A 25,670-nucleotide genomic window follows, 5' to 3' on the forward strand; every position below is an offset into this window, starting at 1 on the left:
ACTAGTCTTGCTTGACCGCAAACGGGTCTTCGCCTCGGTAGAGGTTCTCAAGCACGATCACCTTATTCGCGTAGGCGTCGGCAATCTCCGGCGCGAGTTCAGTGTGCGGGTTCGGCATCACTGAGTACTCGGTGTCCTGAAGGCCTGTGCCTTTGCGAGTGATGGTGATGTCGTAGTTCTTAGGATTGCCCCACTTGGCGTTCTCCGTGAGCGCCTTGATAGGGAACATGATGCTCTTCTGCGTGAGCTCGAGTATCTGGATGCGGCCCTCATCGTAGTTCCAGACCACGAAAGCCCAGAAGGGATTGATACGGCCGCCCTTCTTCATGTCGGTCGGTACGTCCTCAAATTGCTCCTTGGAGCGAACCGGCTTGTTATCGACATTGAAGTACTCATAGCCGGTGATGGCGGAGGAGAGGACACGGAAGGTGTGCTCGCCCTCAGTCAGCTTGAGGTAGTTAGAGCTGGTCGGGATCTTGTAATCGTTGGGAAGGAAGTCGAAATCTGACATTTGAGTGGATAGTTAGTAGAGCATGGGCAAGCCTTGCTCCATTCGTCTGCTGTTAAGTTCGTCGATGGTGTCGAAAGTCATTTCGTCCATCTTCTCTGCCTCGTCCTCTCTAGGATCGAAGTGGAGGTCGTCCGGCAGTCCCTTGGTCTCAGGGTTGAGGCCTAGAAACCAGGCTTCTGAGTGAAGGAACATGCGGATGTTGATAGGAAGGTACGGACCGTACTTCTGATGCGCTTTGCGGACTGCCTCGTTGAAGGCCTCAAGCTTTGTTGTCGGCCAAGGCATTTTGAGTGGGTTTGGCGGATAATGAGGGGCTCGGGCTCCAGCGGTGACACATGGTGCAGTAGCCGAAAACGATCTTGTCGAACCAACGGTCTGGGTGGTGACAGGAAGGCTTGTACTGCTCGATTGCAGGTATCTCGGTCATGAGCGGTGGTTAGAGCTGATAATCCCGCACTTGCAGTTGACTATGAGCTTGGTGACCAGGGCTGCCTTCGCATGAGGCGTTCCTTGCTTCCGTAGCTCATTGTCGAGGATATTTGCTGGCTTCGGGTCGCGGGTGCTGCCGAAGCTGTAGCGTTTGCGCCGGGACATTACTCTATGCGGATTAGCGTGGCTGGTGAGCGTTTGAACGCCTTTGTTACTCGAAGTTCAACAACGGTGTCCCAATTATCGTCTAGGCCCCCGCAAGCCTCTTCCCTCGTGTTCCTAACCATGATGGGAGCGTCGTCTGCGACAGCAGAGCGAGTGATACCGTAGTAGGTGTGACCTACGAAGAACGGTGCTTTCTTTTGAGACTTCTTTGTTTTCTTGGTAGACATTTTCTAGGCGCGCCAACAATGGGCGCTTGCGTTCCACGGGTCGGTGCCTTCGTGCTCTAGGAGCCAGGCGGCCATTTGCTCGTTGCCTGCTTCGGTGTAGATGTCAAAGCCGAGCGCCTTGGCGGTGTCCGCCCAATAGAACGTGTTTATCTGATATTTCCCGGTGTCGCGGGGATCGATCTCGCCGCGGACTACGCTGCCATCGTCTTCAAATTGTCGGCCTTTGCTTTCGCATCGGGCTATTTCTTTGAGGACGGCGGGGAACGGCTTTGTTTCGGTGACTTCCTCCGTCGCCGCGTAGGTGATTGAGGTGAGGGCGCTGTCGATTGTGAGAACGGCCGCCGCTACTCCGAGAACAAAACCGATTAATAATGCTGAGAAGAACACTCTGCGGATTTTCGCCTGATAGCGTCTCGTCCGCGTCGAGAGGTCTATCTTGTCGTAAAATGCACGTCGCAATTAATTGCATTAGCTTCTAATGACCAAAGCGTATCACGCTGGCTCGCCGTGGCTAGCCAGGTTATCCACAAATGGCTTAGATTAAGGGTTTCCAGACACACCAGACCATAAGGCGCGGAGGCGTCAATGGCGACCTACAAAGAAATCCAGGCGTATGTGAAGCGACACTACAAGTTCACGCCGAAGACGTGCTGGATCGCGCATGCGCTCGCTCACTTCGGCAAAACCAAGCACAAGGCATGGAACCGCAAGAGCAGCATACGGAAGCATCCGTGCCCGACGCATAGATGGCGGCCGGTCATTGATTCTCTCAATCAGCTAGGGATGATCGAGTTCAAGTAAAGCAAAAGGCCCCCGGCGAGGGGCCTTTCTGCTGTCGAAATCGCTAGCGAGGATATTTGCGCGCTATCCCGCCGACGAGTTCCGGGCGCCGTACCTGACCTATAAAAGAGAGAAGCGCGGAACCGAATGTAATGGCCGCCGTCACAATGCCGGAAATGCTATCGAGTGAGGCGGTAAGACCGAAAAAATGCAAAGCGTATGCGATGGCGAGACCTATGAGGCCGGTGCCCGTCATCGAAAGTGTATTGAACATAAATGGGAAAGCTTAGAGCTATCGACCTACCTCGGCATTGTACCACCCCACTGTCTCCAGAGTAATCCACAGAGGGTGCGGAAAGCGGGGTGGCGAAGTCGGTGTCGGAGCAAGCGGAACTGTTCCGCCTGCCGGCGGAAGTCGTGTCGCATTAGAGAACGGCTAGGATTGCTGCAATGAAGCCGGGCAGGTGCGGCACTGCATAGACGGCGGTGCCCGTGACGATTATGAGCATGGTGCGCTCAAGCTTGGTGACGCGGCCGTTGGTGCGTGTTGTCTGAAGCTCGATGCGAGTGAGAGAGTTCCGCACATCGTCAACCATCTCGCGGATTTCGCGGTTCTGATAAGGCGCTTCGCTCGGTTGGATTTTAGATCGCATAGTTGTTACCACCAGAAGGAAAACCAGTCGCCGATGGATGGTGCGGCGGTAGCATCTGAAGCGAAAGAAGCAACTAACATTCCGGCTCGCTGATCTCCGCCGCCTTGGTTGTTGAGCGTAATGCTGTTGCTCCCCGATGAAACTCCAGCGTTGGTGTCGCCCATTGAGAAGCCGTTATTGTTGGCTCCGCGAAATGTAAGCTGAGAGCTGGCACAGGTGGGGTTGTTGTCGTATTCGCACCAGGCAACAATCCAGGAGCCGGACAGCACCACTGTAGTGTTCACGGTAAGCGAGGCGACGGGCGAGAGGCTATTGCCCGAGTTGAAGGAGTCTGGTTGACCGGTGAGGCTCATTCCTGAATATGCTGCGGCCTGGGAGACAATGACGCTGGTCGTGTTGCTTCGGGAGACAACGACATTGTTTGTGCCGGTCGAAGGGTTCGTTAGGTAGTAAAGGTACATATATTGCCCCGAGGCGAAGCCCTCCGCCTTAGTCACCAGGGTCATCGCCGCGCCGTTATAGGTTACGCCGGTAACGGTGTCGCCCGAGACGTTGTGCACCGCGACGATAAGGGTCTCATTGGAAGCTGCGACGGTCGCTGAATAGGTGAGAGAGGTGACCCCGGAGGAGCTGATTTGGACGTTCGTTGCCTGGTCAAAGGCGATGCCAGCGGCCCGCGACTGAGGGGCAAAGAACAGGAAGACAGCAACAATCGAGATGGCGGCGAGTATTCGGCTAGGAAGCGAACGGGACATCATACTATGTGCCGCTAATGCTGAACGTCGCGGTGCAAGCTACAGAGGTCGGTGAGCCTGAAGGGTTACCGAACGATGCTGTGGATGATGCGAGAGCGCCCACTACGAAGCTGCCGGATGAGAACGAAATTATGCCCGGCGTGGTTGACGCGCCGATAACCCAAACCGAGGTTGGCGTCGGGCCATATTGGAGGCGAACAGTTACGCTTCCTTGGTTCGTAGTGCAGGAAATCCGGTTTAACTCGCCAGCTACAGGAAAGGGTGCTTGGGTGGCTGTAGTCGTTCCTGCCCACGTCGAGGTCGCATAGCCGAACGAGTAGAAGCGGCGGTAATCGAAGACCGTTGAGGTTATGCCGCTCCCGACCTTTATCTGGAAGTTTGTGGTGTCAACTCCAATGTCTCCGATAGTGGTAGGTGCTTGCGAAGAACTGTTGGGGATGGTGAGTTCGGACGAGACTGTGACGGCGGTTGTTGAGGCATAAGGGACGGTTACGCGGTCTGCTACCTTGTCGTAAGTGAAGCCCGCGTCTCCGCCAAAGGAACCGCTGTCGTTAAACTGAACCTGAGTGTTAGAGCCGCCGGGAGTTCCGCTGCCTCCTCCAGATGTGAGGCATGTGCCTCTTACTGAAAAGCAGCCGGCCGCAATGTCGATGCCACCATTCTGCTGCGTAGTCGTACCATTCCCAATGTTCACGTTGCTCGCGATCGAGAGAAGGGTGCCCGGAGAAGTCGTGCCGATGCCGAAGTTTCCGCCATTCGTCATTCGGAAGATTGTCCCGGAGTATGCGTCTGTAAACGTGTAGCAAGGGCTAGTAGAGCCTGACGCGTTGCCACATTTTCCAAAAAGCGCCTGGCCCGCAAAGCTATTGGTTGATGCGTCAAGAGAGATACCAGAGGAGTTGGAATTGCCGGCTGCGGAAGCTGACCATTTAAAGGCGCCAAGGCCGGAAGGCGCTGCGGATAGGTTGAGCGCCGAAGCCGTATCGGAGTTGCTTTGGATGTGGAGACAGTTCTGGTCGAAGGTGGACTGGTTGCAGTTCACGACCACGAGGCGACCGGTTGCACCGCTAGTATGGTTTGTAAAGAAGACTGCTCCTGCGCCGTCGTTTGAGGTGTTTGTAAGAAGAAGTGCTCCGCCTGCCGAAACCGAGGCTCCATAGGTGCGAGACGGGGTGATGGTGAGCTGGTGATCGCCAGCGGTTGATCCGATTTGCGCTGCCAGCGAAAAGGTCGTCGTCGCGCCGTAAGTGTTGGAACCGCTCCAAGAGTTCGTGTCCGCTAATAGGGTGGACGAGGCACCGGTAGCCGTAAGCGTGATGGGGCTCGATCCAAGTACAGAGAAACCGGTGCAGGAAAGTCCTGTGCCGCAGGTGGCGCTTGTGGTGGCAACCCCAGAGATCAGGGCGGGGGTTCCGCTCGTCGTTGTGAAGTAGGCGAGCTGGCCAGCGGTGGCGCTGGACGACGTGCCGACTTTGTTGCTGAAAGTGCCAAAGCTCGCAGTTGAGATACATCCTTGGGATGTGATGGTTGCCGTGGTGCAGGTGATTGCTGTTGCGCCGTTAAGCGCGTAGCGAGAGCCGGTGACAGTTACACCACCCGAAGCTGAGATTGTGCCGGTCGCTATCGTTCCGAGGAGGTTCGCTGAAGTCCAGTACGGGACACCAGATATGCTGGTAGCTGATGATGTAGAGATGCCGGCGAAGCCAAGCGTGCCAGTCGTCGTGATAGGGCCGCCGGTAATCGGGAACGTGGTGTTGATCTGTGATACGCCGCAACCGATACAATTTCCGCTGACGGTGACGCCGTTGGGAAAGTACGGCGAGCTCGTTGATGTCAGGCGTAGAGCCGAATTGCCGACCACAAAAGAATTAGCGGGAAATGTGGTCGTGCCAGTGCCGCCTTGAGGCACCGTTAGCTGAGCCAAGCTCAGAGAGGGGAAGACAGATATGGAGAGAAGAAGCGCGACGAGAAGCTTTTTCATATGCTCAGGTGATTATAGCATTATGCGACTCCATAGATTGATCCGCCTGTCCCCACAGGCACTGAAAGCGTTGCGGTACTCGTGCCGCTGTTCCAAGTCCAAGTGATCGCCCCGCCGGTTTGGATGTACCAAGCGCCGTTGATAACAAGGGCCGTGGGTTGCGAGGCGAAGACGAAATCCAAGTTGCTGTCGTTCTTGGTGCCGGTCGCGGTGAGAACCGAGAAACTGGAACTCGCTGCGGAGAAGATAATGTCATTGCGGCCTTGAGCGGTCGTATGGGTGAGCGTGACGCCGGCTCCGGCGATGAAGTTGACGACTTGCACTATGCCTTTCTTGAGGCCGTCCACATAGAGCTGTACGCCTCTGAAGCCGACTGCTCGAAGGCCGCCGGTTGACTGTGGTTGCTGCGGTAGCCGCTTAAGGACTTCGCTAACTATGGCTTCGATGTCGGCGTCTTTTCCGTCACGGCCGTTCTTCGCTTTCGGGAGGCGACGCATTACCTCGGAAATAATGTCGTCTGGGTTTGGACTTATGCCGTCGATTCCATCGCGGCCGTCGCGCACAGAGCCTAGCTTCTGGTCTATCTCGCGTAGCTTAGTCTGTAAGGTAGAGATGGCAGTGCGGAGGGTTTCGAGACCTTCCGGCCCGAACTGCTTGATGATCGCTTGATAGGTTTTTTCCACCTCGTCCTTGGCACTGGTGTTCCGCTCGTGCATTTTCGAGACGAGCTGAATAATCGTCTCTGCGAAGGTATCGAGGTCGGCTTTAGACACTCCGTCATTCAGGAGCGACATGAGGCCTTCGAGTTTTTTGATTTTGGGGTCAGGCATGGTAGGGTCGAGATATGGAAATCTTGGCGCGGCTCGTCCTCGGCCTGATCGCTACGGTGGTCTGGAAGCGGTTGGAGCGCATAAACTTACCTCGGTAGCTTATCTACCTCTTTGAACATGCGCTCGATGGCGCGGTTCGGGTCATTGAGGTACTTGTAAAACTCGGTGATGGCTTTCTGAGCGGCGCCTGAGGCTATGACGTGCGGGTTGAGAGAGAGGATGCCATTCACGACCTGGCCGCCGGAGAAGATGTCGGCGAAGTCGATTAGGCCTTTGGTGTTCTTGCGTGCGTCTCTAAGGGCGGCCTTCACCACGTCCTTTTCGATGCTCTTGAGTGATCCGTACTGACGCTTGAGAGCGGAATACTGCTCTCCGGTGATGCCCGAGATCCCGTCATCAAGCGCCTGGCGGAGCTTGTTTGCGACCATTGCATCAATGGCAGCCTGGGAAGCGGTGTCGTAAGAGGGGTTTCGGTAGAAGGCTTCCAGCGACTTGTTGTAGTTCTGGATGACCTCCTGAGCGGTCTTAGCGTCGAGCGTACCTATCTCGCCATACCGTTGCTTTAATTCCTTGGCGTAAGCGATAGCGCGGGGATTGGTGAGCGCGAGAGATTTACTCCCGATAACCGCGTCAAGTTCGGTTCCGATAGGTTCGGTGCTGAGCTCGAGCCCCTTGTTGCCGGCTCGGGTAGCTAGTCCGTCATACTGGTCGAAAATGACGCGCTTCGTTTGCTCGATCGCATCGGATAGTCCCTGAAGGCTGGTAGGAACCTGGCCGGAGCCTTCAAAGGCGTTTGCTGGCTCTCCGGTGAGTTCCAAGTTGAGCTTGTTGTCCCGTATGGTCTTCGCGCCTTCGATGATGTCTTCGCGATATTGCGCTTGTTTGGCGTTCGTGTTGCGGCCTGCGAGCCCTGGCTTCACGCCCTTTTCGTAGTTGGTGACGATAGAGCGCTCTATAGCCTCCTCGCTCTTAGTGGTGAGGCTGCGAACGGCCGCCGCGCTCTTGGCGGCGGTAGCAGCAGCGCCATCAGCCCCAAGTACCGTCCCGGCAATTTCGCCGAGCGATCCTCCTGCTGAGAGGAAGTCTTCAAGCGTTCTTGTGTGCTCGGGGTACTGGGCTGCCTCTTTGAAAAGCTTGGTGTCGGAGAGCGCGTCTGTGGCTGCCTTGAAGGGCTTGGAAATTACCTTGCCGATGGTCTTGAGAATGCCGCCCGCGCCGGGTACGGCTTCAATCACGTCCCGTCCTGTGTCTGAGATAGCTCCGGCACCTTCAGCGGCCGCCTTGACGCCGCTGACGATCGGGTTCCGAGTAGTGTCGGTAACGGCGTTGTAGGCGCTTGCACCGCGATTAGCGATGTCGCCCCAGATGGTCGAGGCGAGTGAGGTTGAGCTAGGGGAAGATTTCGCTTTGATCTGGGCCAGCGTAAGCGTGCCTGTCGGCCCGCCGCTGCTCTGTGCTCTGATTTCTGCGAGGGATTGGGCCATAGCTAGAGGGGTTCATAAGCATCTGCTCCGACCTTGCGATAGCGCTTGCCGTTGATAGTTACAGTAGATCCGACCGAGGCGCTCTCGGGGCTGCCAGCGTCTTCGGGAAGGGAAACGCCGTTGTCTTCGAACTTCTTGATGATCTTATCCAGCTCGGAATTGAACTGCTCCTCGGACATGTTGACGTTGAGGGAAGATCCGATGCTGTTGAGGAAGAGGAGGTCCTTGTCAGACATCGCGCCCTTGAGGAGCTTGAGGTTGTCGAGCGTGAGGTTCGCCTTGAGGCTATCAACGCGGCTTTCGAAGGCCGTGCGATTGCCTTGTAAGCCAAGGGCCTGGCCGTAGGGCACGAACTTGGCGATGCTGGCTCCAACGGCGCTACCCTTGCCAGGCGCGTCATCCTTGCGGAGAGCAACGGCAAGGGAAAGAGCCTGGGCGTTCTGAGCGGCCTTCTTCGGATCGTTCGCTGGTGCGGTCTCCGCGAGAACCTTCGCGCGCTGGGCTTCTGTGAGGGCTGTGTCTGCGCGTAGTTTGGCGGCGTTTGCGCGCTTTAGATCAAGGTCAGCTAGGTCGGAGGCTACCTTTGTGGGATCGGTCTGATACTGCCCGACAAGGCTATAAAGCTTCTGAAGATAGTAGGGATCTGCCGGGTCGAGCGAGAGGGCCTGTTGTGCGGCCAGAGATGCCGCCTGGTTGCCGGGGTTGTTGGTGATTGCTGCGGCAGCCATCGCGTGCGCGGTCTTGGAGTTCTCCTCCTCATTCTCGATTGCGCGCTGCTTGGCGTCGTTGGCTTCCTTCTGTTTCTGGGCACGCTGCTTGTCGGCCTGGCTGTACGCAGGGGACTTAAGAATGAGATCGAGGTTGGCGCTGTTCGTCGCTATCTCCTCCCGAATAGGGTCATATTTCTGCTTCACGGCGCGGTCGGCCAGGTCGAGCGCGGTCGTGAGGTTGCCTTTGGCGGACTCTAAGAGCGATGAGGTAGAGAGGGCTGCAATAGCGTTGTTGCGGAGTGCGCTGGTCTGGATAGGGCGTAACCCGGCTTCGGTGATCCCACGGCCGGTAGCCTCCTGCTGAAGCTGAAGGGGAATCGCCTCAGCCTCATTCTGGATAGTCTTGAGGCGTGAGGAGAGGTCGGTGACAGATTTCTTTAGCTCCGGGACGCCCTGTGCGTTCTCCTGCTGACTGCGGAAGGATGACTCGCCCACAAGGTCGGAGTTCAACGACGTGAGCTTGCTGATGAGGCTAGATGCCTCATTTTCCGGGCCGGTGAGATCGAAGAGGCCTTCAACATCGGCGTTGAGGTTCTTGACCGGATAGACCGGGACTGTCTTCGGGGAGAGGTATGAAAGCTCGGGAGTGGGGGAGAGCGTCGATGAGTTTATCGACTGGCCAGCGCCATTGTTGAAGTAGTCGGTGTTCGGGTTGTATTCAGGCGGCATAGCTTTGAAAGATTATATCACGCAGTCGCGCCAAGGTTCTTGAGGGCCAGGCGGATTGCATCGATAGCGGTGCGCGCTTCCGAATCGACTGTTGCCCCGCCAGCCGGAGAAGCGATCGCACCTGGCTGGGTAATCGACGGTTTCCCATAGAAGGAAATCTTGTCGGTGGTGGCCGACCCGAACGAGGAGCCGGTGGTCTTGCCGGTGGCGATGTGGCGGCCGTCTGCTAGACGCGCGCCGGCATTAAGCACTACCAGCTTGGACTTGACTTCACGGTCTGAAAGCTCGCCCTTGAAGACAATGCGCTTGAGCTGCTCAAGAGCGCCTTCAAGTTCTGCGATCTGCTGTTCAACGCTTTTATCCATCGGTTTGGGAAGTGACGGTCGAATAGCGGTAGAAGATCTCGTTGATGCGTGCCCCGCCGGTTGATTTGGCTCGGAACTCATAGTCGAGGCCCTCCAGGAATGGGGTGCCGTCCGCCGCTGCGGTTGCTTCTAGGACGGTGCCGTTGTCGGCTGTGTCGGTAAAAGCCTCCGTCCAGGTGCTGCCATCCACGCGATACTCGATGCCTGCGGTTGCTGTAGAGGCGAGTGGGTCGTAGCGCATACCAACCGCCTCAAGCTTCTTGAGAGAGTGTCGGTCTTCTAGCGGCATGCCATGGTTCTTGAGCGTGTCATAGGTCGAGGTGCCCGAGTATGAGCCATCGGAAATGGTGCGGTTGACTGAGCCGTTGTCGTTGTGGGCTATGAACCAAACGTCTTCGAACTTCGCGAAGCCGTTGATGTTGCCGGAGAGCGCGGTGTCGTTATCAACAAGCACGTCTCCGACCACGACAATGCGGCCGTTCGGGTCTTTTCCAACGGCGAAGAGCTGGTTGCGGACTACCCCGTTCTTGGTGAGCTTCGCCGCGAAATAGAGCGTGTTGTTGGACTTCCATTTGCGCATGCGGAGGTCGATAGCTGAGCTTTCTGAAACGATCTCTCCAACGACTACCGGATAACCGTCCGCGTAGGCCTTCACGACAATGCGGGGGACTAGATTGAAGGAAGTGGCACCGAGAAGCGAGACGCCGATGAGTATGCCGTCTACAGTGCCGATCACATTGAGCATGCCATTTCCCCAATCGATCGATTCTGAAACGGTCGCAAGAGAGGTGTCGCGATCCCAGAGGAAGACGATGGAATTGCCGATATTGCTCGAAGGCTTGCAAGCGATTGAGAGGTAATTCCCCTGTGCCTCGACTGAAGTAATCGTAAGAAAAGAGGGCAGGGTGAGTGCGAGCGAAATAGTGCCTGCGTTGTTCACATAGACCTTGTTATCGACGCCAAAATACATCCGGTCGTCGGTTGGATGCGTGATTGCCTGGGTCACGGTCGTGAAAGAGGTGAGGTCGTAGTAGTTATCAACCAAAGTTGCGGAAGTGCCGCTGCTGAGATCACCGACGCGGCCGATATAGCGATTGCCGCAGGCGAAATAGCCATAGTTTTTGTACAGGTGCCAAAGGTTAGACCCTGAGCTACGGGTCTGCGTAGCGGCGCCAGTGGTGCTCAGGGCGGTCGTCCAGCCTGAAGTAACGACATCGCCGGTCTTCATGTAGATCTCTGGCCTGTCGGCTCCGGTCTGTCGGCCATAGCCTAGGACATTGGTGCCGATGCCGGTTCCGAACACGCCGTAAAAGAAATCGGTTATGACAAAAGAAGTGTTCTCATTCGCCACCATGCCTGGGAAGGGCTTGAGAGCGAACGGGTAGGTGAGGACGTCGAAGTTACTCGTGAAACCACATTTCGAGGTTGACGCTTCGCGGGCGTCCTTGGCGATACTGCCGGAGAAGTTTTTTATCGAAACGCTTGGCATTAAGTGTAGATCGTATTCGCGGTCACGAGTGAGAAGCCTGCGCCTCCGTCGCCGCCTGATTTGCCGCTATTCGTCGCTGGATTGCTGCCATTAGACCCTGCATTGAAAGTCGAACCACCGCCGCCGCCACCAGCCGGATTGTTGCTGTTGAGGCCGTTCGTGTTGCCGCCAGTTCCGCCCGCTGAAGTGACGGTTCCGGAGTTAGCGGTGAGCGCGTTATAGAGGATGAGGCAGAACCCGCCGCCGCCACCTCCGCCACCGGCCGCAGCTCCGTTTGATCCTGGGGTATAGACCCCATTAGCGCCATTCTGACCTGATACAGAGATACCGCTTGCTGTGGTGAAGTTCCAGGCGCCAGCGCACTCGATAATGAGGCCGCCGCCGCCTCGTCCTCCGGTTCCTGCAACGGCTGACCCGTTTGAGAACGTCGCTCCTCCGCCGCCCCCGCCTCCGCCACAGAAAGCGGACTGGTACTTGAGAAGCTCTATCGAATGGAAAGTCGAAGGCAGGGTGAAGGCAGTTGGGACCGCGCCGCCAGTGCCACCCGTCGTGCTTCCTTGGCCCCCAGTACCGAGGAGGTTTCGGAAGTAGGTGAAGGTGTTGGAGTTGTTGCCGCTGGTGCCGGTGCCACCGCTTGATGTGGTGCCAGCGCCTCCTGCCGCTCCGGTGTTGGAGCAATCGATCATGGGCGCCGCGGAAGAAGTCAGCGTGATATTACCCGTCGCCTTGATGATGACGATGGTGCCGTTGGCGTGGGGATTGATGAAATTGATTGCGCCCGTGCCGGTGATAGAGATGGTCGTGTAGTTCTTGACGACAACGGCAGCGCTTCCGAGATCAATCGACGTGGTACCTGAGCTGACGGTGAGAGCGCCATCCGCACCAGTGCCGCCAAACTTGGTAGAGACCGAAGCCCATTTGACGCCTGAAGCCTGGGAGCTATCGGCAGTTAGAACCTGGTTGTCTGAGCCAACCGGAAGGCGGGTGAGCGTTGCCGAAGCAGTGGCAACGTAGAAGTCGCCCTTCGTCGTAAGGGTCGATTTGTCGGTCTTGGAGCTACTGAGGGTATTGAGCTGGCTTTGGACGCCTGAGGTGACGCCGCCCATGTAGTTTAGCTCGGTCGAAGTAGCGGTTACATCGGTCGCGCCCTGTGCGAGCGTATGTTTATGGCCCGGATTGCTCGAAGCCGTGTTCTTGAGCTTGTAGTCGAGTGAGGATGTGTCGGCTGAGTTGTTGATACCGACCTTGACCTGAAGCGCCTCGATCGCGTCATCCTCGTTCTGGTGATGAGTGATGTGGTTCGGCGTGCTGAGTTTCTGTCCCGTCGTTCCGCGGGTAGGGTCAAGGTTATCGAGACTGGTTGGAAAGCCGGTGCTCATGACTTAGGTGTTGGGCTGATAGTAGAGGCTCCTTGTGTTGCGTTGATCGGGAGTTGGGCGCCGCCGTCCCAGCGGTAACGGTCATCGTCCCATGCGATAGCTGAACTGTCCCACGTACCTTCACCACCCTTCTCGATGGTGCCGATCGTGATGGTGCTTTTGGAAAGGTTGGTGACCATAGGCTAGATGGCGCAGCGAGGGGCGGTGCGGATGCGCGAGTTCTCGGTCTTGTTGCGGCGGGAATAAAAGCTGCGGATCTTCGCTTCCATCCGGAGCACATCGCGCTCAAGGTCGGCCTTGTTCTTGAGACCCTTCCATACGGCATATTTCCACGCCGGACGTAGAGCGAGGTATTCGTGCGCGAAGTCCGGAATGCCTGCGGTCTTCGTGGTGTCGGTGCTGAGGAAATAAGAGGGGGTTCGGCTGATGTAGACCCATAGGCCAGCCGTGTAGCTGTAGCTCGGTTTGGGATCAAGGAAGAGGCCATTAGCGAGCTTGTCGTATCTCTGAGGAGTGCCGGAGACGGTGGCGAGCTGGGCGAGAGCCTCAGGCTCTTCCGTCTGGTCGAAGGGATCGAGGACTTCAAAGGTGCCGTTCTCTGCGGCGCGCTCGACACGCAAAATCTCGAGGATTTGGTTCGGAGTGCTCGATCCGTCTACGGTGAACGGATAGTCACGCTGGTTCGCAACGAGGTCGATTTTGATGATGGGGTAGTCGGTCTGGTTGGTATCGTCGAGCTGCCATTTTCCAGCCGCCTCGCCAGCTAGAAGGAAGAACCAGGCCAAGGCCAAGTTTATGTCTCGCGTCTTCTTTTTAAGGGTGTAAGAGCCGGCAGAGGGGTTGCCGGTCATGTCGCCTATAAGCTCAATGAGCCCGTCGCCGTCTGTTGGATTTGAGAAGGGAATTAACATGCTTCTGGGGTTAGTGGGAATCCCGAGGCCTCGGGAGTTCCACTAGCCCCACAAGGGAGCTAGTGCCGGTTTAAGCTACGTTGATGTCGTAGATAAGGGTGGCGTCCTTGGCCCACGCCTTCGTCTTCATATCGACGCGCGTGTGCATGCCGATACCGGAGAGGTTGCCGCCGCTCGACCCCGCAGGGTGAATGACTTTGGTGACCTTGCCGAACGTCGATTTGCAGATACCGACGTTGAAGAGGTTGCGAACTCCCGCAAAGAGGTGTCCTGCGGTGAGGTCGTTCGAATAGTAGTGGTACACGCCCATGTAAGGCATGCCGACATCCGTACCATTCTTGAGCGCCTGGTCAGCGGTCGAGAAACCGTTGGCCTGGACGAAGGCTTCGAGGATTTCGAAGTCTTCTGGGCGCCAGACAATGAAGATGCCGTTGCGGCCCGCCTTGCGGTGGCCGTTCGCCTTACGAATGATGCGCTTGAGGCCGCGGATGATGTCATCGATGTTGGTCGGCGACACGGTGATCGCGGTTGTGGAGCCGGAAACGATGTTGCCGTTGCCGTCGTCGCCGATGTTCGTCCAGGCTGCATGCTGGGCGAGCACATAGGCTTCGATGGCTTCGTTGACGAGCGTACCTTGAAGGTCCGCCATCTCCATCTGTTTCGTGTAAGTGGACTGAGCGAGATCCGCGTCGTCGATGTAGATAGGAAGTTCCTTATATACGTCGATCGAGATGGACTCGTCAGTTTCGGCGAAGTCTTGGAAGGAGTACGCCGTTCCGCGCGTGCCAGCCTGAACGGCGGGCTCGGTGGAAAGATACGGGTTATGGAGAACCTTCGTATCGGTGTACGTGACCTTGCAGACTTCTTTCCAGGTAAGCGGGTGGTCAAGCCTCTCCTGAAGCTTTACTTCCCAGTCTTCCTGGTAGACGACTGTGTTACTCAAGGGATTTAGTGGTTATGCCTGGTAGACCAGGTCAACCGCTAATCTCAGCGACTATTTCTTGGAGTTGTAGAACTGCGCTCCGCCCTTGGTTTTGCCGGGCGTGATCCCCGCTTTCCTATCGACGTACTGACGCCGGAGTTCCGGCTTGTCTGCCGGAGGCATTTCACCCTTGGCGAGATAGTAATCGACGGTATCTGAAGCGGCTTGGCCTGAGCGCTTGTTCCCTTTCGGGATAGCGGCTTTCGTCGCTGCTGCTTCGCGGAGTTCTTTGAGGTCGTTCTTGAAAAACTGTGAGGCGAGGACAGCCTTAAGGTCCTTGCCGGTGTTCTTCATGTAATCCTTCACAAGGCCCATTTCCTCCTCGCTGTCGGTATCGATACCTTTCGAGGTGGCAAAGGCGAGTTGTGCGTAGTCGAGATCGGTTGACTTGGGTTTGGCAGTGTCAGTCGGCGCCGGAGCCTCCTTCTTGTTCCCGAGCTTCCGGTTTACGGATTCGAGTTGTCGCTCTAGGCGAGACTTCTTCTGCTCTAAGGTTTCCGCAGGCTTATCGTCTTTGGATTCCTTACCGGAGTCGGCCTCATCGGCGTCGTCCTGGTGGTCGTCCTTTTCCTCTTCGGAGGTTTCCTCCTCAGCGGCGGCGGCGTCCTTCTCCTTTTCGTCTGAATCACTAGGCATAGTGAGATGTTGTGTTAGTCACTTCAGAGGGGAAGTGAGAACCCTAATAAGTCACTTTTGATGGCGGGAGCGATAACCCGGTTCGGCTAGTAGCCGAGGTCGTAGTAAACGTCGATGTCGCGGTTGGTAGCGCGCCAGAAGTCGAGCTTGGCACAATGGCCGGTGTTGACTGCCATCGTGGCTGTAGCCTGAAAGAGGTTCATGCCGGTGCCCACGGCGAGGGTGAATGGCATGGTGGCCGTCGTGGTCGCGTTACAGAGAAGTACGGTCGAGTGGTCGCCTGCGAGAGGGAGATAGTTCTTCAAGGTGCTGGTGGCAGGAAGGGTCGCGGTAATGCCGGAGACGTTCGGCGTGAAACTAATCTTGCTCACATAGCCCTGGTTATTGAGAAGATTGGAGGCAAGGAAGGTGGCGCTGGTGGCGTTTGTGGAGGTCGAGCTTACCGGGCCTCCGGTGACTACACCGCCATGATAAAGGGTCGGGACATATACGTCCTGGCCGGAAGGGCCCCCGGTGCCCTCTGATGAGGTGTGGGCCTTCTGGTAAAGATACACACCGCCGGAGCCTAGAAGGACTAGGACAATGAGGACGGTGAGGATGTTTGCGAATTTTCGCATTAGCGCTTTTTCTTAGAGCTTTTAATCTTCGACTTAGGCTTCGAGGCGCGGCGCTTTTTCTTGCCGACTGTCTTAGGCGGCAGAGTACTGAGCGTGCCGAGCTTATCCTTCAATGAATGTGTGCGATGAAGCATGGTTAGCGAAATTCGCTGATAGTAATGGTCGTTGACGCGAGAGCGTAGGCGGTGGTGGTGCCACAGCCAGTGAGCCCGCTGTCATAGGTCTGAGTTGTACTGGTGCCTTGCGGGTGGCCGATTGCGACGGTTGGTGTCACAGCAGAGTTGTACGAGAGCATGATCGACTGGCCAGCGGTGCTGATGACACGAGCGGCGCACTGGGATTTACCGAATATCGTGGTCACGCTCTGCGGCCCGACGGTGATTGTTGATGAAGTCGCGTTCGTGGCCTGAAGTCCTGAGGGAGCTGAGGCTCTAGCCGTGCGACTTTCCGACGTGAGTACGATCGCGGTGGCCGTTATGAAAATCGCGGCAATGATCGCGAGAAGCTTAAGCGTGTCCTTGCGAGAATCAGTCATAGATCGATGGTGAGATTATAGCACCAGAGGCTATAGGCCGCGGTTGTGGATAGCTTTCTTTCCTGACTTTGGGGAAGCATAGAGCGAGAGCACTTCTGCGAAAGCATGCCCGATGTAATTGATCGCTTCCCACTGTGCCCTGAGCTTTTTTGCAATCTCCTCGTCGCTTCGGTCGCCTTTAGAAACCAGGTTAAGGGTGTGATTGTAAGACGGGTCGAAGTCCTCGCCTGGGAACATGCGGCCATCGTAGAGGGCTGGCGCCAAGATCACCTTTTTAACCGCTTCGAACATCGTCGGATTGTCAGCGAAGGCGGCTAGCTGCGCCTTCTCGACATCATTGAGATAAAGATCTGCCTGTGCTTTGCGTGTTGCACTCATGGTTACAAAATTAAGCTGCTATAGGTGCCTCGGCTTGAGGCTTTGATTGGGAAGGGGTGGGAAGTTCGGTCGGCTGTTTCTTCTCAGCCTTGGCGTAGAAGTCGATCGGGGAGAGGCCAGAGTATTCGATGATCTCGTTGAAGAGCTTGGACATGCGGGGATCGTCGAAGATTGCGAAGCTTCCGGTCTGAGGATTGTAGGTAGCAAGCATCTGGCGGAAGACGTTGACTAGCTTGTCGGTAATCTTATTGAGGTCTTTCTGCTTGCCGGCGATGTTGGTGTAAACGTCAAGCGGAAGCCCCTTCATCTCGTCCTTGAAGATTTCGATAAAGCGCTTATTGCCGCCCTTCATGAACTCGTCGCGGACTTTCTGTTTGTAGGTCTCGATGTCTGCCGGGTACGGATTGCGGCCGGCAAGTATCTCCTCCTTGATGAGGTCATGAGCCTTAACCGCTACTAGGCTGTCAGCTACGGCCTGCAATTCGTCGAGGGCGAGCTCGGCTAGGAACTTGCTGCCCTGGGCGATGTCACGGGCCAGGTTGGGGATTACCCAGTCACGATAGATGGTGTCGGTGAAGGTGGCGAGCTGGCCCTTGCGGTAATCATGCAGGGAGTGAGCCTCGCTGACGACAAGGTCTTGAAGCTTGAACGGTGTGCCCGAGGTAGGAGATTCACCGAGAAGCACCTCTGCGGCGCCGCCGATCAGTTTGGCATGCGTCTCCCACTCGTTAGATGCCTTCTCGAAGGCGGGAAGATTTACCGGCTGGGTATTGAGCTGGCGAACGGTGCGCTCGGGCGTGATCTTCAGGATTTCGTTATTCTCAATGTCTGAAAGCTTGTTCTGCGTTGCGAAGGTCTCGTCGTCGGTGACGTGGACGATCTTTGAGGCTGCTTCAAGCATGTCCGTCATCTGGATTTCCCGCAGGTTGGTGAAGGTTTGAGGCGTGAAAAGCTCCTCAGCGCCGCCCATGCCAAGCGCGCGGCCGAAGATCTTGTGGCGGATTACCTTCTTGAATGGGCTTGTAGTCTCCTTGCCCTTAAAGAGCGTTACCCACTGCTTCTCGCCCTTCTCATCGTGGTAGAAGGCGACGACTTGAAGCTGAGGCGTGTACTTTTTAACCGTGCTCCCCTCGGGGACAGCCTTGAGCCACTTGGTCGGCAATGAGCCGTGGACTTCGTACGCCTCAATGTATTTGCCGGGGGTCTTAGTCTCCTCGCCCTTCTGGTTCTGAGGATCGCTCTTGCCAGTCATAGCAAGCTCGATCAGTCGCTCTAGCGTGACCGTCGCGCCATAGTTCTCATCGCCCCAGTGCTGGTCGGCCATATCGAGGAGATCACTCGGGGAGAAATTGTGTTTGATGCCGAGCGGGCCTCCGAGGAGGTTGGTCTGGTCGCAGAAGGCAATGCTTTGTAGCTCGACCACCTCCGGCTTCTTATCGTTCACATCCTTGATGAGTGCGCCGCCAAAATCGACATAGCTCTCCACCATATCGTCGATAAAGGTGTCGATGTCGTTATCTCGTGCCCACTTCTCGTGATATTTCTTGATGAGGAATGAGAGGTAGTAGGCGTCGGGGTCATTGACGAAAAGGACAATGTCCTTCACGTCGAAGCCTTCTGTGCGGTACTGCAAGTTTAGAATCGGGCGGGTGATGTTCTTGAATGGGCGGGTGTCGTCGTTCTTCCCCTTTGCAAACATGCCGTTCTTGTAGAGCACCGACTTTCGAATGTGCTCGTACATATTCCAGTCATAGCCGTCCGCGATCGGGACGGCGACGGTCTTATATGCAGCCTCCTCGGCGACAATGTACGGATAGATTGTCTCGTAGTTATCCATGCCAGGTCACAGCCGAGTTTAATCGCTTCGCAAGTATTTGGCGGAAGAGGGGGCTGGCCTTGAGCTTCTTGAGTTGAGGGATTGTCAGCGAGACAGAGAGGGATTTCTCACGGTAGGCACCGCTCAGCGATGCTCTGGTCTTGAACTGGGGAGCCTTGGCGAGAGTGGCCTCGACCGCTTCAAGCATTGAAGGCGCTGAGGCCGTAAAAAAGAGGCGATTGACGTAGAGTGTGACGGTAAAAAGGAGCTGAGGCGGCTTTGATGTGCGTGGCTTGCGCGGGGCCTTCGCCTTCTTGGTCTTGGACGCTTTGCGCGCCTTCTTAGGAGTTGGCATACAAGTAAGATTATATCACGCGTTCTTCCTGCAAGCCTTGTGGGTGGGGATAGAGACGGACTTCCCGTTCTTGTCCGTGATGATCTTGTATGTAATAGCCTGGCCTGGTGCCGCGAAAACATAGTCGCCGCAGTAGAAACATTCGCCGATGTTCTGAGGGTAGAGCTTGAGTCGGTTGGGGTTAGGAATGGCGTTGCCTATAGCGCGCCGGTTGTTGCGCGAGAGGTCGCGAAGATCTGTCTCGGGTGTCATAGGGCGCGGTTAGTCTTAGGTTTGCTTTCGCGGCGGGGTAGGTGCTCCTGCATCTCCCTCGCTCGCATAATCGGCGCTACCGAGCTGAGGCCGTACATGAACGCGTCCATGCTGTGCGACCAGGCGTGCTCGGGCTCATTGATTATTCTACCATCCTTATCCGTTTCCCAAAGGTAGTTGCGGTATTCCTTAATGACGTTGGTGCTGCGCTTGGTGGTGCTTATCTGCTGATCCTGCGCCATCTGTATGCGCTGAAGGACGGAGCCTGGTCCTTTCGTCGCCGGCAGGACGTTGAGGCCGTAGCTCTTCAGCTCGTCAATGGACTTGGGCTCTGCACTGTCGGCGATGATGAGTGCCTTAGGCTGGTTGAGGAAGATGTCCGCGATCTGCTTGTTGCTGAGACCCTTCTGAAATGCGATCTCGTCCAGGATATAGCCGCCGTTGTAGTAGTAGATGGCGACAATGGCGGTAGGGTCGTTTGAATAGCCGAAGTCGAGGCCGTAGCGCTCAAGGCGGGCTTCGTGCGGAATCTCGTCTACATCGGTCTTCCAGCCTCGGAAGATGCGGCCTTCTACTTCGCCAAGCTGCCCTTCGCCGTAGACCTTCCACCATTCCGGCCGATTGCGGCGCTGCTCGATCGAAGCGACGATTGCAGGGTCAAGGGCTTCATTGTCGCGATACGTGAGGATGATGTGGTCAACGTCGTCCCGCTGAGCAACCTTGTCGTAGAACCAAAACTCATTCGTCGGATTCCAGTCGAGGAAGATCTCGCCCTTCGTGCGCACTTCGAGCTGATCGAAGGTCTCATAGGGGATATTGTTGCACTCGTTGATGTAGAGGCGCTTGCGGCGAGGGCCGCGAACCTTTCCCGGCTGGTCGGCGGAGAAGAACTCAAGGATGGCGCCTGTCTCAAAGGTGTAGGTGGAATCAGACCTATTCCAGCGCGACGGTTCGAAGTAGCCCTGAACTTCCATGATGCTGAGGAAGTCGCGCATCGCACCACGCTTGAGGTGTGGAAAGGTCTCGGAAACGACGCTCGTAACATCGCCTGGCCCGTCTTCGCTCTGGCAGCGGTCTATGAGAACTTCAAGAGTGCCGACGGTCTTGCCGGCGCTGGTGCCGCCCTGAATGGCTTTAATTCGTTTCTTGAGCGCCGCTATCTTCTTCGTCGCGGTCGTTATCGCGTAAGGCATACAAGAGTGGTTGAGGGAACTTGTCTCCCTTGGAGGTCAAGTCGAGCTTGTCACCGAATTTCTTGGGAAGGACTTTGGAGAGATACCACTTGCGAGTATCTACGCGGAGGCGTGAGCGTTGAATGTGCTCGCTGTTGAGAATCTGATGCTCCTCCTCTTCACCATCGGCACCGCGCATTCGGGTGGTGTAGTCGTTCGTGCCGTCGTCAGCGATTTCGAGCAGCTCTTCGAACATGAGCTCGGCCTGGATGTTTCGAGCCTTCTCGTACTGCTCCCAAAACGTCTTGTAGCGTTCGTCAAGTAGCCAGCGGAAAATCGTTGAGGAGGAGGGCATGTCCTCATCCTTCACAATGCTGCGCACACTCTCGCCTTCGGAAATGCGAAGGCAGATCTCTGTGGCTAGATTTTCAGTAAAGTCGGTGGGACGGCCCGTTTTCTTTGGAGGCTTGGCTTTCGCCATACCTCAGAATTGTACCATAGAACGGTAGTTCTTATGAGCTGCTGACTAGCTTCCGTAGGTGAACGGGAGGTTCGTCTATCAGGTACCAACGCTTCTGAGATCGGCCTAGGACACCCTCTGCTCTCAATCTACTAAGCTGAGGACTGAGGCTCTCTCTAGTGATGTCCTCTCTGTGCCAAGCGTTGTGAAAGAACTCCAAAAGCTCTTTAGCTGTGGCGCCCTCTCTAAACTGCTCATGTAGGGCCATCCTCACTAACTCTTTCATCGTGAGGTTCTTGTAAGCATCATCAAAAGAGACTGTCATTCCCCTGTGGGGGTTATCAAACATAGTCTCCATTACCTCGCCGTGTACGATTGTGTTTCGTACTCGTTTAACCTCAGCGAGTTCTCTCTCAAGTGGAGCTAGTTGTTTGCGTAGCTCGCTAATTTTCGATTCCAAGTCTTCTTGGAGTCTAGCGAGTGTATCTCTAAGAGTTTCAACCATGCTGAGTGCCTATCATAGGTTATCCCCATTATCAACATTGATGGCGGGTCTAGACCCGCTATTTGGGTCTTTAATGGGCTGGGCTGATAATTTTTCTGGACTCACCCAGCGAGACGGGGTAGAAGGTAGCCCTGACGAGGTGCCGGAGCCCGGTCGAACGGAGCAGCTTTGAAATCTGCTGGGGCCTTCAACCCCCATCGTGGGTTCAAATCCCACCCTCGTCTCCTAAGTCCCTGCTCGGCTTTAAGTTTGTTTTAGCAAACAGCCTAGAGTATCTTTAATCGCCAGGGTCGTTGAAGCTCCGAGCAATCGGTGGGCTCTGGCGTTGCCAGGCTCCGGCCTGGCTGGAGACGAGGAAATCGTTAGGAGGGAGCCTGGTCAGAGATGGCCGGGCTCCTTCTGTTTCGGAGGCCGGCGCCGCCATTCAGGGCAACGGATCTGGCATGAGCCGGAGCTGATACCGAGGGTCCAAGTTCTTCTCGATCTCCGGCCTGAGAGCACCACGCGCGATCCCCTTGTGATCGATGAGGCGCAGAGAGTGCCAAACCAAATTATGACTGAGAACTTGTGAGACGTGATTGAAGCGCTTGCGTCCTGAGTAGCCGTGCGGGCGAAGCTTGGCTGATTGAACTGTCTTGGGAAAAACCGCTTCCTGAATGGAGAGAAGATCACATGCCGCCTTCACCTCGGGCGTTTTGAAGGTGATGGGCTTCTTTGAGTGAGCGAAGACGTTTCGTATTTGTCTGATGTGGTCGAGGTTTCGATACGTCTCCCTTCCGTACACTCCAAGGGAATAGGCCATGAGGAGCTTCGCTGAGAAAGTGTGAAGCGGCCCGTCGAATAGCTCTTCTCTCTTATCGGGAACCACCAACCGAGCGATTATTTCCTCAACTACATTCTCGAGATTGGCAGCGACAAGGATTGCGAAGCCGCGATCATTGCGGAGCTGCTTCATCTCCTTTTTGAAGGCCATAGCATCATCGATGTCTGTTGGGGCGATGATGAGCTTCGCCAGCGCCTTCATAGTCGAAGACTTCTCTTTGCCGGCCACGTTACTTTCCCTTGAAGTCGTAGGTGTAGCTCATACCGATATTCAGCAGGAAGCGGACGCGATAACCTCTAGTCCCTCTTCTTCGCGATCGTCACCGAGACAGAGCGGCTCCCGCACTTGCTGCACACGGAGCGGTTTTTGATTTCAAGGAACGTCGTGTTCGGCGCGATCCCCTTCGCGATCAGACCAAGATAGCTCACAAGCGACTTCCGCTTGCACTCCCAACAAGCGATTTCGAGGGCGTCGCCCTCCTTTAAATCGTGCAGGCGCATTGAGGGGTTCGGCATGTTCTTGATCCGTTCCTGGGACTGTGCTATCGATTCCAGCACGGCGGTCGGGAGTCAAGCCGTACGGGGTCATGAGTGGCTGGCTGGTCAGGTGCCAGCCGTTGCAGCGCGGGCAGTGGTAAATCCGGAGACGCTCGTGGTCTTCGCGATAGCGCTTGTTCTTCGCTGTCACGGCGCCCTTCTTGTCGTACTTGCGCTTGTCGCCGCAATACTCGGCATCCGCGAAGCTGAGAGGATGGCCCGAGTTTCTCGACATGGCGGTTAGAAGCGGATGCTCTTGAGGAAATCGACGAGCACCTGAAGGAACGAGCGCTTCACCTGGTCGGGTAGATTGGCCTCGACGATAAGCTGAGCGGCCTTCTTCGCTGTAGAGAGCCCTTCCTCAATCATCGGGAGATCCTGGGCGTACTGGTTGACCAGGTAAGGCGTCGGATCGATCGCGCCGTAATATCCGTTCGCCTGCTCGACGTTATAGAAATCGCCGATGCCGAAGTCCGTGGCGTCAGTGCCGTTGTTATCGCCTGGAAGGATCGGCTTAAGGCCGAAGTGCAGATGGTCGCCGGTCGAGAGGCCGGTGTTGTCGGCGTAGCCGATAAGATCGCCAGCCTTGACCGGCATTCCCTGGCCGGGAGTCTGCTGCTCAAAGAGAAAGACAGGAGAGGCAAGCTTGGGCTCCTTCGCTGGATGGCAAAGGTGCCAGTAGATCGTCTTGAAAAAAGCTTGGCCGCCTTTGTAGTCGAACGGCTCCGCCGTGCGGATGACGACTCCCTCGCCTTGATTGGAGTCGATCTCGTAGTAAGCGACTCCCGCATGAGCAGCGTAGACCGGCTGACCATGACTCGCTCGAAGGTCGAGTCCATTGTGGCCGTTGAGTCCTAGATTTCGGTAGGTCTGAAGCGCTGAGGCAGCGGTGTTGTCGCGGCCGAAACCTTGATTAACGCGATACGGCTTTATCGAAAGAAATAGTTTGAGCTGCATACGCGGTGGTTGAAATCATTATACCGCGTACCAACCTCTTTGCTCACGTCGGGCTGGGGATTGGGTGATGCGATGCTTGAGAACCCATTAGCGGATCTCGACCTAGATGCATTTTTCAAAGAATGGGACGAGCAGTATGCGCGGCAGAAGCAGCTAAAGAAGCTGCGCAAAGAGCGGCCGTGGACCTATGAAATAATCCGCGTCCTCTATGGCCGGCCAAACGGAAGCGACCTGCAGCATCTCTACCGAGATGTGTGGGCGATCCGATACTCGGTGGATCTGCCTAAGCCAAAGGAATACGAGGCGACCGTTCGGAGCTGTATCAATCACCATACGCGCCAGTCGAGCCGTTGGAACGGCAAGGCGGAGGATGACCTCTTCTATTCGCCGCGCGGGCGCGGTTCCTGGGCCGTCCACCACGAACGGGCCGCTGCGTGGCTAAGGGCGCACGCGCTCCCGGACGCATAGCAGGATTGCGAATTGCATTTTTCAGGGTGCAGGAGCTTGACCGCTCCTACCGCTGTCCTAGGCTAACTCCTCCAACGCCCAAAAATAGGAGATAGCAATGCAAGTGAAAGCACGCGGATGGCGCCGCAGAGAATTGACGCACACATTGTTTGATCGTGAGCTTCAAGGGCGCGAGGTTCGTGATAGCCGGCCGGATTGGCTCACGGCGGGGAATGTCTACATTACGAAAGAAACCGCACAGCTCACCGATTCTGACCCGGTGATCACCATTCAAGCGCAATCAGCCTATGTGCAGATGAAGGGCGACTACCTCCTCACGATTTCGCTCTCAAAGGCTGATATCAGGGCGCTCGCCCGTGAAGTGATTGGAGACGAGACACTGAGAGAGCTGCTGGCGCAGCCCGAAGCGGCGGCCCAGCCGCAGCGCATCCGACGCCGGCCACGCCTTCGGGTGGTCGCCTGAGGTTATCCCGTACCTACCCCGCCAGTTTTCCACAGTTTGTGGAATGACTGGCGGGGTAGACTCGTCTTAGCTGCTTGAATCCATGGAACAAATAAGGTACCCACAAAAGAAAATTGTGTGTGTCGAGTCGCGGGAGCGGGGTGGAATGCGAAGCGTGGAGTTGTTCTCCGGCTGCGGGGGCTTGGCGCTTGGCATGGCCCGAGCGGGCTTCAAGCATTCCCTCCTAGTCGAGTGGAATATCGACGCTATCGACACCCTGAACCTCAACAAACAGAACGGCGTCGAGCACGTTAAGCGCTGGCCGATCGAGAAGGCGGACGTTCGCGAGATCGATTGGGCTGAGCGGGTCGGCTCTGTTGACGTGGTGGCCGGCGGGCCGCCCTGCCAGCCGTTCTCCATTGGCGGCAAGCACCGCGGCAATGCCGATGCCCGCGACATGTGGCCAGAAGCCGTCCGGGCCGTGCGCGAGCTGTCGCCCGACGCCTTTGTTTTCGAGAACGTCCGCGGCCTCGCTCGGCCCGCGTTTTCCGACTATCTCAACTGGATCTGTCACAGCCTCCAAGCTCCTTCGGTAGAGCGGAAGCGCGGCGAGGCGCATCTCGACCACCTCGACCGTATTCGGCGTTCCCGCCGGACCGAGTACCAGGTCCGCGTACTCAAGGTTAATGCAGCGGACTATGGCGCGGCTCAAAAGCGAAACCGCGTCGTCATCGTTGGCGTTCGCTCTGATCTTGACCTGGATCTCGGTGAGTTCCGCCCGACCCACTCGCGCGAACGGCTCCTGTGGGATCAGTACGTCACGGGAGAATACTGGAAGCGTCACGGCTTGAAGGCGCGCGGGCGTGAGCCGTCCTCGGCCGACTTGAATATAGTTGAAGCGCTCAAGCATGAGCTGGTGCCGCCTGCCGGCGAGGCCTGGCGCACCGTGCGCGATTGCCTTGATGGGCTCGGAAAGCCGAATGGCAAGGCGAACCACGTCTTCCAGGCTGGCGCTCGCTCTTATGTCGGCCACACTGGCAGCCCGCTCGATGAACCGGCTAAAGCGCTCAAGGCCGGAGATCACGGCGTGCCCGGCGGCGAGAATATGATGGTGCAGGACGACGGTTCGGTTCGTTACTTCACCGTGCGGGAAGCTGCGCGCCTTCAAGGCCTGCCTGATGATTGGGCATTCGCATCCTCTTGGAGCGAGAGCATGAGGCAGCTTGGCAACGCTGTACCTGTCGAGCTGTCTACCGCGCTCGGCGGTTGGGTTACGAGAGGCCTGAAGAACCGCAAACCTTCCCGAAGGGCCGCCTGAAATGGCCCGCAGGGCTCCCA

The 25,670-nt window shown here is 56.5% G+C and carries 26 protein-coding genes and 1 tRNA gene; 5 read left to right on the top strand and 22 right to left on the bottom strand.

Annotated features, from left to right (window positions below; all coding sequences use genetic code 11):
- Position 1: 1 nt before the first annotated feature.
- The 3 genes from ACH2CY_RS13515 to ACH2CY_RS13525 form a co-directional block, all read right to left on the bottom strand.
- Complete coding sequence (locus ACH2CY_RS13515) at positions 2–511, bottom strand: hypothetical protein (RefSeq protein WP_395019784.1); 510 nt, start codon at positions 509–511, stop codon at positions 2–4.
- 12 nt (positions 512–523) lie between these two features.
- Positions 524–796 (bottom strand): hypothetical protein, encoded by a 273-nt coding sequence (locus ACH2CY_RS13520; protein WP_395019786.1) that lies wholly within the window; start codon positions 794–796, stop codon positions 524–526.
- Positions 797–1,335: 539 nt separating this feature from the next.
- The gene (locus tag ACH2CY_RS13525) at positions 1,336–1,719 is read right to left on the bottom strand and encodes a hypothetical protein (protein ID WP_395019787.1); all 384 of its coding nucleotides are present in this window, start codon (positions 1,717–1,719) and stop codon (positions 1,336–1,338) included.
- Positions 1,720–1,917: 198 nt separating this feature from the next.
- On the opposite strand from ACH2CY_RS13525, the gene ACH2CY_RS13530 reads away from it, so the two are divergent.
- The gene (locus ACH2CY_RS13530) at positions 1,918–2,133 is read left to right on the top strand and encodes a hypothetical protein (RefSeq protein ID WP_395019788.1); all 216 of its coding nucleotides are present in this window, start codon (positions 1,918–1,920) and stop codon (positions 2,131–2,133) included.
- 404 nt (positions 2,134–2,537) lie between these two features.
- Here ACH2CY_RS13530 and ACH2CY_RS13535 read toward each other — a convergent pair whose 3' ends face one another.
- The 17 genes from ACH2CY_RS13535 to ACH2CY_RS13615 form a co-directional block, all read right to left on the bottom strand.
- Positions 2,538–2,765 (bottom strand): hypothetical protein, encoded by a 228-nt coding sequence (locus tag ACH2CY_RS13535; protein ID WP_395019789.1) that lies wholly within the window; start codon positions 2,763–2,765, stop codon positions 2,538–2,540.
- 5 nt (positions 2,766–2,770) lie between these two features.
- Entirely contained in the window at positions 2,771–3,520 is a 750-nt protein-coding gene (locus ACH2CY_RS13540) for a hypothetical protein (protein WP_395019790.1), read from the bottom strand.
- A gap of 4 nt (positions 3,521–3,524) precedes the next feature.
- A complete protein-coding gene (locus tag ACH2CY_RS13545; protein WP_395019791.1) occupies positions 3,525–5,501 on the bottom strand; it encodes a hypothetical protein in 1,977 nt (658 codons plus the stop codon).
- 20 nt (positions 5,502–5,521) lie between these two features.
- A complete protein-coding gene (locus tag ACH2CY_RS13550) occupies positions 5,522–6,331 on the bottom strand; it encodes a hypothetical protein (RefSeq protein ID WP_395019792.1) in 810 nt (269 codons plus the stop codon).
- Positions 6,332–6,417: 86 nt separating this feature from the next.
- Positions 6,418–7,815: a hypothetical protein gene (locus ACH2CY_RS13555; RefSeq protein ID WP_395019793.1), complete on the bottom strand. Its 1,398-nt coding sequence runs from the start codon at positions 7,813–7,815 to the stop codon at positions 6,418–6,420.
- Positions 7,816–7,817: 2 nt separating this feature from the next.
- Positions 7,818–9,254, bottom strand: coding sequence for a hypothetical protein (locus tag ACH2CY_RS13560; protein WP_395019794.1), 1,437 nt, complete (start codon positions 9,252–9,254; stop codon positions 7,818–7,820).
- Between the two features lie 17 nt (positions 9,255–9,271).
- Positions 9,272–9,619 carry a hypothetical protein gene (locus tag ACH2CY_RS13565; RefSeq protein WP_395019795.1) on the bottom strand — a complete coding sequence of 116 codons (348 nt, stop codon included), beginning with the start codon at positions 9,617–9,619 and terminating at the stop codon, positions 9,272–9,274.
- Positions 9,612–11,108: a hypothetical protein gene (locus ACH2CY_RS13570; protein ID WP_395019797.1), complete on the bottom strand. Its 1,497-nt coding sequence runs from the start codon at positions 11,106–11,108 to the stop codon at positions 9,612–9,614. Before ACH2CY_RS13570 ends, ACH2CY_RS13565 begins: the two co-directional genes overlap by 8 nt.
- A complete protein-coding gene (locus ACH2CY_RS13575; RefSeq protein ID WP_395019798.1) occupies positions 11,108–12,487 on the bottom strand; it encodes a hypothetical protein in 1,380 nt (459 codons plus the stop codon). Before ACH2CY_RS13575 ends, ACH2CY_RS13570 begins: the two co-directional genes overlap by 1 nt.
- Before the next feature lie 182 nt (positions 12,488–12,669).
- On the bottom strand, positions 12,670–13,338 hold the full coding sequence (locus ACH2CY_RS13580) for a hypothetical protein (RefSeq protein WP_395019799.1): 669 nt from the start codon (positions 13,336–13,338) through the stop codon (positions 12,670–12,672).
- A gap of 130 nt (positions 13,339–13,468) precedes the next feature.
- Positions 13,469–14,341 (bottom strand): hypothetical protein, encoded by an 873-nt coding sequence (locus ACH2CY_RS13585; RefSeq protein WP_395019800.1) that lies wholly within the window; start codon positions 14,339–14,341, stop codon positions 13,469–13,471.
- A 51-nt stretch (positions 14,342–14,392) separates the two neighbouring features.
- Positions 14,393–15,016, bottom strand: coding sequence for a hypothetical protein (locus tag ACH2CY_RS13590; protein ID WP_395019801.1), 624 nt, complete (start codon positions 15,014–15,016; stop codon positions 14,393–14,395).
- 86 nt (positions 15,017–15,102) lie between these two features.
- Positions 15,103–15,633 carry a hypothetical protein gene (locus ACH2CY_RS13595; RefSeq protein WP_395019802.1) on the bottom strand — a complete coding sequence of 177 codons (531 nt, stop codon included), beginning with the start codon at positions 15,631–15,633 and terminating at the stop codon, positions 15,103–15,105.
- A 565-nt stretch (positions 15,634–16,198) separates the two neighbouring features.
- A complete protein-coding gene (locus ACH2CY_RS13600; RefSeq protein ID WP_395019803.1) occupies positions 16,199–16,546 on the bottom strand; it encodes a hypothetical protein in 348 nt (115 codons plus the stop codon).
- 10 nt (positions 16,547–16,556) lie between these two features.
- On the bottom strand, positions 16,557–18,383 hold the full coding sequence (locus ACH2CY_RS13605; protein ID WP_395019804.1) for a hypothetical protein: 1,827 nt from the start codon (positions 18,381–18,383) through the stop codon (positions 16,557–16,559).
- A gap of 582 nt (positions 18,384–18,965) precedes the next feature.
- A complete protein-coding gene (locus tag ACH2CY_RS13610) occupies positions 18,966–20,162 on the bottom strand; it encodes a PBSX family phage terminase large subunit (protein WP_395019805.1) in 1,197 nt (398 codons plus the stop codon).
- Positions 20,104–20,622 carry a hypothetical protein gene (locus ACH2CY_RS13615; RefSeq protein ID WP_395019806.1) on the bottom strand — a complete coding sequence of 173 codons (519 nt, stop codon included), beginning with the start codon at positions 20,620–20,622 and terminating at the stop codon, positions 20,104–20,106. The genes ACH2CY_RS13610 and ACH2CY_RS13615 overlap by 59 nt, the downstream gene beginning before the upstream one ends.
- A gap of 617 nt (positions 20,623–21,239) precedes the next feature.
- On the opposite strand from ACH2CY_RS13615, the gene ACH2CY_RS13620 reads away from it, so the two are divergent.
- Positions 21,240–21,330, top strand: a tRNA-Ser gene (locus tag ACH2CY_RS13620).
- A gap of 200 nt (positions 21,331–21,530) precedes the next feature.
- On the opposite strand, the gene ACH2CY_RS13625 is transcribed toward ACH2CY_RS13620, so the two are convergent.
- Both ACH2CY_RS13625 and ACH2CY_RS13630 read right to left on the bottom strand, forming a co-directional pair.
- The gene (locus ACH2CY_RS13625) at positions 21,531–22,157 is read right to left on the bottom strand and encodes an MltR family transcriptional regulator (protein ID WP_395019807.1); all 627 of its coding nucleotides are present in this window, start codon (positions 22,155–22,157) and stop codon (positions 21,531–21,533) included.
- Positions 22,158–22,705: 548 nt separating this feature from the next.
- Positions 22,706–23,422: a M23 family metallopeptidase gene (locus ACH2CY_RS13630; protein ID WP_395019808.1), complete on the bottom strand. Its 717-nt coding sequence runs from the start codon at positions 23,420–23,422 to the stop codon at positions 22,706–22,708.
- A gap of 72 nt (positions 23,423–23,494) precedes the next feature.
- Between ACH2CY_RS13630 and ACH2CY_RS13635 the strand changes: the two genes are divergently transcribed.
- The 3 genes from ACH2CY_RS13635 to ACH2CY_RS13645 all read left to right on the top strand — a co-directional run bounded on the left by ACH2CY_RS13635 (position 23,495) and on the right by ACH2CY_RS13645 (position 25,650).
- Positions 23,495–23,890 (top strand): hypothetical protein, encoded by a 396-nt coding sequence (locus ACH2CY_RS13635; RefSeq protein ID WP_395019809.1) that lies wholly within the window; start codon positions 23,495–23,497, stop codon positions 23,888–23,890.
- A gap of 97 nt (positions 23,891–23,987) precedes the next feature.
- Positions 23,988–24,353, top strand: coding sequence for a hypothetical protein (locus ACH2CY_RS13640; RefSeq protein WP_395019810.1), 366 nt, complete (start codon positions 23,988–23,990; stop codon positions 24,351–24,353).
- 145 nt (positions 24,354–24,498) lie between these two features.
- A complete protein-coding gene (locus tag ACH2CY_RS13645; protein ID WP_395019811.1) occupies positions 24,499–25,650 on the top strand; it encodes a DNA cytosine methyltransferase in 1,152 nt (383 codons plus the stop codon).
- Positions 25,651–25,670 lie beyond the last annotated feature (20 nt).

It is taken from the genome of Dongia sp., from assembly GCF_041905885.1.
Classification (GTDB): Bacteria; Pseudomonadota; Alphaproteobacteria; order Dongiales; family Dongiaceae; genus Dongia.